The 8,958-nt window shown below is 66.8% G+C and carries 6 protein-coding genes; 5 read left to right on the top strand and 1 reads right to left on the bottom strand.

The genetic code is table 11. From position 1 onward, the window contains the following. The first annotated feature begins 52 nt into the window (after positions 1-52). From CM1CMNOD_RS19590 to CM1CMNOD_RS19570, 5 genes are all read left to right on the top strand, one after another. Positions 53-1,327, top strand: coding sequence for a GNAT family N-acetyltransferase (locus CM1CMNOD_RS19590; protein ID WP_013875327.1), 1,275 nt, complete (start codon positions 53-55; stop codon positions 1,325-1,327). A gap of 576 nt (positions 1,328-1,903) precedes the next feature. Next, positions 1,904-3,016, top strand: coding sequence for a PP2C family protein-serine/threonine phosphatase (locus CM1CMNOD_RS19585; RefSeq protein ID WP_050803605.1), 1,113 nt, complete (start codon positions 1,904-1,906; stop codon positions 3,014-3,016). A gap of 574 nt (positions 3,017-3,590) precedes the next feature. After that, positions 3,591-4,925 carry an ATP-dependent 6-phosphofructokinase gene (locus CM1CMNOD_RS19580; RefSeq protein ID WP_043607262.1) on the top strand — a complete coding sequence of 445 codons (1,335 nt, stop codon included), beginning with the start codon at positions 3,591-3,593 and terminating at the stop codon, positions 4,923-4,925. A gap of 269 nt (positions 4,926-5,194) precedes the next feature. Then, on the top strand, positions 5,195-5,419 hold the full coding sequence (locus CM1CMNOD_RS19575; protein WP_013875324.1) for an FmdB family zinc ribbon protein: 225 nt from the start codon (positions 5,195-5,197) through the stop codon (positions 5,417-5,419). 318 nt (positions 5,420-5,737) lie between these two features. Next, the gene (locus CM1CMNOD_RS19570) at positions 5,738-7,462 is read left to right on the top strand and encodes an MFS transporter (RefSeq protein WP_083828553.1); all 1,725 of its coding nucleotides are present in this window, start codon (positions 5,738-5,740) and stop codon (positions 7,460-7,462) included. A 79-nt stretch (positions 7,463-7,541) separates the two neighbouring features. On the opposite strand, the gene CM1CMNOD_RS19565 is transcribed toward CM1CMNOD_RS19570, so the two are convergent. Next, complete coding sequence (locus tag CM1CMNOD_RS19565) at positions 7,542-8,444, bottom strand: alpha/beta fold hydrolase (RefSeq protein WP_013875322.1); 903 nt, start codon at positions 8,442-8,444, stop codon at positions 7,542-7,544. Positions 8,445-8,958: the final 514 nt, after the last annotated feature.

Here is an 8,958-nt window from a genome sequence, read left to right as displayed (position 1 = left end):
CAGGTAATCTAATCTACTTGCGCACGAGTGACACGAGTGAAGGGAGCCGGCTGTGACGAACTGGCACGTGCGGTCCTACGACACCAACGATCACACTGCGACGGTCCATTTGCTTGAGGAGGTCAGAGCTGACGCGGAAGGACCATCCTTTGACCTGACCGACACGGTTCTCGCGCTGCGGGAGGGCACCCCCGCGGTTGTCGCCGTCACACCTGACCAGTTCGTGGGCGTCGCGGTCGCGAAATACGAGCGCGGATACGCCCAGGTGATTGCGCTGGCAATTTCGCCGGCCTGGCGCTACCGGGGGATCGGATCCGCCCTCCTACAAGCGCTGGAGAACCAGTTGCTGCACGCCGGACACCGTCGCATCACGACGCTGCTCGCACCGGGGCAGTTCGGTGAACTGGCCTTCCGCAACCGGGGATTCGCCAGGACCGGGCTCACGCTCTACGAGAAGTACGAACCGCTGCGGCCGGTGGACGTCACGACCGTGGAACGCTGGGGCGGCACCCTGCTCACCGCGGCCGAATGGCACGGGCTGGCCGGTATGGCCGACGGCAAGAGGCTGGTGGAACAACGCCTGTTGCTGCCCATCAAGGAAAACGAACTGGCCGAGACGTACGGGCTCGTCACCCCGACGGCCATGCTCCTGTTCGGGCCACCGGGCACCGGTAAGACGTCGTTCGCCCGGGCGGTGGCGGCCCGTCTGGAGTGGCCGTTCGTGGAGCTGCTGCCGTCCCGACTGGTCGCGGCGGGCGACGGCAACCTCGCCGCCGAACTGCGCACGGCCATCACCGAGCTCATGCAGGTCGAGCGGGTGGTGGTCTTCATCGACGAGGTCGACGAGATCGCCCAGGCCAGGGACGCCGTCGGGCCGGAGAGCCAGTCCGTGGTCAACGAGCTGCTGAAGGCGATCCCCCAGTTCCGCAGCACCCCGGGGCGTCTGCTGATCTGCGCGACGAACTCGATCGCGGCGCTCGATCCGGCCTTCGTCCGCCCGGGTCGTTTCGATCTCATTCTCCCGGTCGGACCGCCGGACGCGCCCGGGCGCCGCCTGCTGCTCGACCGCTTCCTCGAACGGATCGACAACAAGCAGGTGGACACCGAACCGGTGGTCACGGCGACGGAGCTGTTCACGCCGGCCGACCTCGCCGCCATGGTCCAGCGGGCGGTGGCGGCGGCCTTCCTCCGCGCGGTCGACAAGGGGGAGCGGCTGCCGGTGACCACCGACGACCTGCTCGCCGCGGCCCGCTCGTCACGGCCCACCATCAGCGCGGAGGAGCTCGAGCGCTTCCGCGCCGACGCGAAGATCTTTACTCGTAGCTGAAGCAGCGTCTGCCTCCACACTGTGTTCCCCCCTCCCCACGGACGTTCTGTCTGAGCTTCCAGAGCTGCTGAGCGCGCGAGAGAAATCATGATCGCGTGCTCGGCGGTCGACTACTGTCGATCTTTCTTTGAGGCCGTCTCCGGCGACAGACACAGGTGCGTTCACCCCGCTGGTCGTCCGGCCGTCGGCCCTATGCTGATCGGGAAACTGCGACGATCCGCGGGGTGGCGGCCGGCGGCAGCCCGGGCCCGTTGCCGGTGGCGGGCGGGTATCGGCCGTCTGTCGGGTTCGCATCATTCGTCTGCATTGCCACCGATGGTGCACAGTGGATGTTCCCGTGTCTACTGCGATCCAGCAGTGTTGTGTTGGGCATGTCTTGTTGGCGACTGCAAACTGTAGCGCGAGCGTCGATGATCGTCCGCACCTGGCCGGATCATGGTGGTGTCGTCGCTCGTCCGGCGGCGGGTGGCGGGGTGCGATCCTGCCCGCATCCCTGCCGCGTGGCGCGGTCCGCTCGTGGTCGTATCGTGGTGATCGGCGTTTCCTTGTTCGTTGGTTGTGGTCATGATGGGGACAATGCGGACAGTGCGGACAGACGGAAACGCGGTCGCGACGACCGACAGCGGCCCGCTGGGCCTGTTGGGCCTGCTGGTCGTGCTGGTCGTCGCCGACATCGTCGTCCCGTGGAGCAATCTGACCGGCTTCTACGGGCTGGTGCCGCTGCTTGCCTCGGCCACCGGAGCGCCGGTCGTCACCGTGATCGTGGGGCTGGTAGCGGTGGCCGCGAGCGTGGTGTCAGGAGCCTGGGAGGACTTCGGTAGCGGGCAGTACGTCGCAGCCTGTGTCCTGGTCGCCATCCAGGCCGGTGTCGCCGGCTACGTCGCGGTGACGCGGCTGCGCAGGGAGAAGGAGCTGGGGCGTGCTCTCGCCGTGGCCGACGTGGCCCAGCGGGCGCTGCTGCCAGCCGTCCCCAGGGCCGTCGACGGGATCGCGTTCGCCGCTCGCTACCTTTCCGCGGCGGCCGAGACCCTGGTCGGAGGTGACCTGTACGAGGTGGTGACGGCACCCACCGGCACCCGAATGATCATCGGGGACGTGAAGGGCAAGGGGCTGCCGGCGGTCCGGCTGACCACGGTCGTCCTCGGCGCCTTTCGGGAGGCCGCCGTCATCTACCCCGAGATCGAACGGGTCGCCGAGGCCTGCGCCCGGGCGGTCTCTCGGGAGGCGGGGCCCGAGGACTTCGTCACCGCCCTGATCGTCGATGTCCATCCGGACGGGATGCTGCGAATGATCTCGGCTGGGCACCCGCCGCCCGTGCTCCTGTCCGGGGACTCCGCCCGCCCGATACAGATCATCGACCCCAGCCCCCCGCTCGGTATCGCCGAGCACTTCACGGCGACCACCGGCCGGTGGGATCCCGGTGACCGGTTGCTGCTGTTCACCGACGGCCTGATCGAGGCGCGCAACAGCGAGCGGGCCTTCTTCCGCCTGGACGACCACCTTGCCGCGCTCACGGCCGTCACCCTCGACGCCGCGCTGGACGGGCTCGTCTCCCACGTGCACGGTCACGTTGGTGGCAACCTGCACGACGACCTCGCCCTGCTCATCGCCGAGCGCCTGCCCGCGCTGACCACCCGGCCGGTCGAACGCGTCGGGACCCCGCACGACCGGACCGCCGGACTGGTGTAAGCGGGTAACTGACGTGGGTGAGCGGGTATGGGCGGGCGTGCCCCGCGGTGACGGCGGCTGCGGAACCCGGCGGTCCAGGTCATCCACTGGCACACCTTTTGTCTTTTTTGTCACTTCCTGTTTCGTGCGTCGTTAGTCATCTCACTCCTGTCCCGTGTGGGCACCGTCGCCGAGGCGGCCTGGCTGTGGGCGGGCGCTGACCGCGACCTGCCGCCGGGCTGCCGACGGTTGCCGGCAGCCCGGCGGCAGCCGTCGGCAGTTGGCCCGGGTACCGTTCCCGCGTGTATCCGTCTGGTAAAAAGCGGGTTTCATCCGCCGTCCGTTGTTACGTGGTTTGTGGTCTCCCGTATCGGCATCGGGAGTTCGGCCGGTACGCTTCGACGCGAGTGGGCGAGAAAGGAGATTTGACAGTCGTGGTGCGTCTCACTCGAGAATATCTGCTTTGTGTCGGAAATTCGGCTGGCGTACCGGCTGCTTTGTCGGCCGGTCGGCCGCCGGCAAACCAGCCGGTGCGCGGGGGCTTGGTCCCGGGGTCGCCGGGGACGTGTTACTGGTCGCCGAGGGTGTGTTACTGATGGACGATGTCCCGGATGCTTCGGTCAGAGTGCTGGGGCCCTGTCGGATCGCGTCGCCGCTGGCACCGCTGATCGACGACAAGCGGACGACCCAGCACTATGTCGACGAGGATGATCGCGTACTGCTCGACGACACGCTGTCGATGGTTACTCAGCGTGACGTGTCGCTGGACAGTCTGCCCGGCTTCGAGCCGGCAGGGCCGCGACGGAAGATTTTTTTCGACCCGTCGAAGACCCGGGTCGGAATCGTGACCTGTGGGGGACTCTGCCCCGGCCTCAACGACGTCATCCGAGGCCTGGTGCTGGAGCTGACGTCCCACTACGGCGTCACCCGGATCTTCGGTTTCCGCAACGGTTACCAGGGGTTCATCGCCCGGTACGCCCACAGCGTGCTGGACCTGACCCCCGATCTCGTCAGCACCATCAACGAGAACGGAGGAACGATCCTCGGCACGTCCCGAGGCCAGCAGGACCCGGAGGAGATCGTCGACTGCCTGGAGCGGATGAGCATCACCATCCTGTTCGTGGTCGGCGGCGACGGCTCGCTGCGCGGCGCGCTTGAAATCGGCCGGGTCGCCCGTGAACGCGGAGACAAGATTGCCGTTGTCGGCGTGCCGAAGACGATTGACAACGACGTGCCGTACATCGACCAGAGTTTTGGTTTCCAGACCGCCTTCTCGAAGGCGTCCGAATCGATCCGGGCGGCGCACGTCGAGGCGATGTCGTCGCCCAACGGTATCGGGGTCGTCAAACTCATGGGCCGGCACTCGGGTTTTCTGGCATGTTACGCGTCCCTGGCGAACAGCGACGCGGACGTCGTGCTCGTCCCCGAGGTGCCATTCACCTTCGAGGGCGGGGGCGGTCTCCTGCGCTTCCTGCACAGGCGCGTCGAGGAACGGGGGCACGCGGTCGTCGTCGTGGCGGAAGGCGCCGGCCAGGACCTCCTCGCCCGGGAGGAGGCCGGCACGCCCCAGGGCAGCGACGCCTCGGGCAACGTGAAGCTGCGGGACGTGGGCAAGCTCCTCACCCGGCGGATCACGGACCACTTCACCGCCGCGAACATGGAGGTCAACCTCAAGTACATCGACCCGAGCTATGTGATCCGCAGCGTGCCGGCCAACCCCTATGACAGCGTGTACTGCATCCGGCTTTCGCACGCCGCGGTGCACGCGGCGATGTCCGGCCGCACCGAAGTGATCGTCGGACGGTGGCGCCGCCGGTTCGTGCACGTCCCGATCACGATGGCCATCAGCCACCGCAGCCAGGTCGATCCGGCCGGTGACCTCTGGCTGTCGGTTCTGGAGGCGACCGGCCAGCCGGTCCAGTTCCGCTGATCCACGGCGACCGGCCCGTCCGAAGATGACTCCGGGTGGGAACGGTCCGAGAAGATGACGCTGGGCGAGAGCTCCAGGTACCCGGTCGCCCGGACGGCCAGGAAACCGGGCCTCCGGCAGCGCGAGGATCCGCGAGGAGCACCGTCGCGCTGCCCGCGGCCCGGACAGGCGGCCCGGGCAGGCGGACAGCCAGGCAGGTGTGCGGGTGCGCCGTGATCGCGATGACGGTGATCCGTCATCGCGAGGGTCGACCGGCGTAAAATCGGTCCGTGCCTGCGTACCAGTACCGTTGCCGCACGTGCGACACCAGTTTCGAGGTGCGACGCGGCATCAGCGAACCGGCCGCTGTCAACAATCCGTGCCCGGACGGTCATGTCGACACCACCCGGGTGTTCACCGCCGTCGCCGTCAGCCGTGGGGGGTCGGCGTCGGCCTCGCCTGTGCCCGTTCCGTCAGGCGGCGGCGCCTGCTGTGGCGGCGCCTGCTGCGGTTGACCATCGGATGACACCAGGAGAGATTCTGTTGTGTATGTGATGTGAAATTATTGCCGTAACTCCGACGTCTGCCTCTTGATCGGATTTTTCCGTCTTCCTCGATGGGCGGAACTTGTTTAGTCTTACTAAGCAAGTTTTCGATGCGGAGCATCGTCGACGTTTGAGGAGGGGCACCAGGTGCGGGACGCGGATCATGCAGAGCCGGACGCGGCGGACGATCGCGACGCGGCGCGACCGTCCGCTGTGGTTGACGAATCCGCCGCACCGGGTCTGCAGTACAAGTGGATTGCGCTGTCCAACACCACGTTGGGCATCCTCATGGCCACGATCAACTCCTCGATCGTCCTGATCGCTCTGCCGGACATCTTCCGCGGAATCAACATCAACCCGCTGGAGCCGGGTAACACCAGCTATCTGCTGTGGATGATGCTGGGCTTCCTGATCGTCACAGCCGTCCTGGTCGTGACCTTCGGGCGTCTCGGGGACATGTACGGACGCGTCCGCATGTACAACATGGGTTTCGCGATTTTCTCCGTTTCCTCCGTCCTGCTGGCCCTCACCTGGATGGATGGCAGTGCGGCGGCCCTGTGGCTCATCGGCTGGCGGATCGTGCAGGGTGTGGGCGGGGCGTTCATCTTCGCCAACTCCACCGCGATCCTCACCGACGCCTTCCCCGTCCAACAGCGTGGGCTGGCGCTGGGCATCAACGTGGTGTCCGGTATCGCCGGCACGTTCATCGGGCTCCTGCTCGGCGGTGTGCTCGCCCCCGTCAACTGGCACTACGTCTTCCTGGTGTCGGTGCCGTTCGGCGTGTTCGGGACCTTCTGGGCCTACGCCAAACTCCGGGACAACGGGGTGCGGCAACGCACCTCGATGGACTGGTGGGGAAACGCGACGTTCGCCAGCGGGCTGATCATACTGCTGGTCGGGATCACCTACGGCATCCAGCCCTACGGCGGGCACACGATGGGCTGGACCAACCCCTGGGTGCTCAGCGCGATGATTGGTGGCCTGGCGGTCCTGGTCGCCTTCGCGATCATCGAGTCGAAGATCAGGGAACCCCTGTTCGACGTGCGACTGTTCCGCATCCGCTCGTTCACCGCCGGCAACATCGCCTCCCTGCTGGCATCGCTTGGACGCGGTGGGCTGCAGTTCGTGCTCATCATCTGGCTCCAGGGGATCTGGCTGCCGCAGCACGGCTACAGCTTTACCGAGACGCCGCTGTGGGCGGGTATCTACATGATCCCGTTGACGATCGGGTTCCTGCTGGCCGCGCCGGTGGCGGGGGCGCTCTCCGACCGGTTCGGCGCCCGTATTTTCACGGTCGGTGGCCTTGTCATCGTCATCGCCAGTTTCGTGCTGTTCATGGTCATACCGGTGAACTTCTCCTACCTGCCGTTCGCGCTGATTCTGTTCATCAACGGCATCGGTACCGGCCTGTTCTCCTCGCCGAACCGTGCCGACGTCATGAACGGGCTGCCGGCGAACAAGCGAGGGGTCGGCGCCGGTATGACGGCGACCTTCCAGAACTCCGCCATCGTGCTGTCCATCGGCCTGGTCTTCATCCTCATCGTCGCCGGGCTCTCCCGTACCCTGCCGGCGACCATGTTCAACGGCCTGCTGGCGCAGGGCGTACCGGACGCCACCGCGCGGACGGTGGCCGACCTCCCACCGATCGGCGTCCTGTTCTCGGCATTTCTCGGCTACAACCCGATGGAACAGCTGCTCACACCGCAGACACTGGCGGCGCTGCCGGACGGTGGTGCCCACGTGACCGGACACGCCTTTTTCCCGAATCTGATTTCCGGGCCGTTCGCGGACGGCCTTGCCGCCGTGTTCGTGTTCTCGATCACAACACTGGTGATCGCCGCGATCGCGTCCTTCGTCGCTGGATCCGGCCAGCCGGCGGCACCAGCATCGGGCACCGCGCCGGTGAACGCCGAACCGGTGAGCGTGCGGCGGCAGCGGGGCGGGGAACCGGGAGCGGGCCTGATTCCCGGCCATCGTCTCGGAGAAGCGGAGTCGTCCGGATATACGGGGTGACGGTCCGGGGCCCAGGCCGTGATCGACCAGATTCCATCTGGAACGGCCCAGGGCCCGCTCCAGCGTTTCCGCCGGGCGGCTACCCGATGTTCGTCCCGACCTTCGGGCGGGTCTGCGGGACCGAGTGCTGCCAGTCCGCGAGCAGCGTCCGGATACCGGTGACCAGCAGCAGCGGCTGGTCGAGCATGAGATGGTGTCCGGCGAGCGGGATCTCGATGACCGGCGCGACCCGGCCGAGCAGTTCGTACATCTCGGTGCCGATGTCCGGGGTGATCAGACCGTGTTCGGCGCGAAACAGCGCAACCCGACAACGCACCTCCTTGAGGATCTGCGGGGAGGGCCGGCGGCCGCGGAAGATTCCCGGATCGAACTTCCAGGTCCAGCCTCCCTCGACAGCGCCCATGGACGACCGCGCCACGTGGTTGACGACGTAGGGCAGCATGTTGGGTTGATCGGGCACGGTCCGGAAGCGGGCCAGCGCCTCGGTCACGGTCGGGTAGACCCGCAGCGGTCCGAACGCCGTGCGCTCGCGGGCGGCTCTTTCCTCAGGGGTGACGTCGGCGACGGGGGCATCGAGGATGACGATCCCGCTGATCCGCTCCGGGTAGCTGGCAGCGGCCATGATCGACGCCCAGCCACCCATGCTGTGGCCGATCACGATCGGGTTGCCGGCCAGGTGGGCGTGTTCAGCGACCCCGACTATCTCGGCAGCCCAGTTCTGGAGACTGTAGTCATCGCGGCGCCCACTGTCGCCATGGCCGGACATGTCGATGGCGACGACCCGGTATTCGCTGTCAATCAATGGCGCTATGTGATCCCACCAGCCGGCGTGCGCGGAGCCCCCGTGTACGAGGATGATTCCCGGCCGGTCCGGTTCCCCCCAGCATCGGTAACTGATCCGGCATCCCTCGACCTCCGTTACATACTGTTCGGGCCGCCGCTCGAGTGCGGTCCGGAACCAGCCGGGAGTTTCGATGTTCATGCTCTGTCTGCCATGTCGGTCTGCCGTTCCGGTTATGCGGTGCTGGACGGTGTCGTAATCCAGTCTGGCCGGAATCCTGTCATCGGACGGACCAGGACGGTCCCGATGGCAGGAATCGTTGGATGTGCTCACCTGGCGTGACTGGCAGGGCGGCTGGGGCGGAGCTGACCGAAAGCCGGCGCCGATCCGGGATCCGGCCGAGTTCTCCCGGTTTGTGTTCGTCGATATCCGTACGGCACACCGGGGATGCTCTCATGGCTGAATAGCAGCCTTCCTGTGTTGGGTGCTGCATGGTGCTCCCGTGCGATATGGGAGCACTGTCGAGCGATATGGTCCCATATTGTGTGGCCTGTCGACACGGGTCGGCCCACATGGCGGGGCAGTGTGTGGTGGCGGGTTCGCGTTACCACCAACGTCAATACCAACGCCAACCGGTACGCTGCGGAGCGCGGCGCCGATAGGACGTCGCCGGCTGCCGGCTCCCAGTCGTCGGGCCGGTGCGAACCGGTGACGC

This window comes from Protofrankia symbiont of Coriaria myrtifolia (assembly GCF_900634755.1).
Taxonomy (GTDB): Bacteria; Actinomycetota; Actinomycetes; order Frankiales; family Frankiaceae; genus Protofrankia; species Protofrankia coriariae.
The sequence above is the reverse complement of the archived record's forward strand: the minus strand, read 5'-3'. Positions and strand labels throughout refer to the sequence as shown.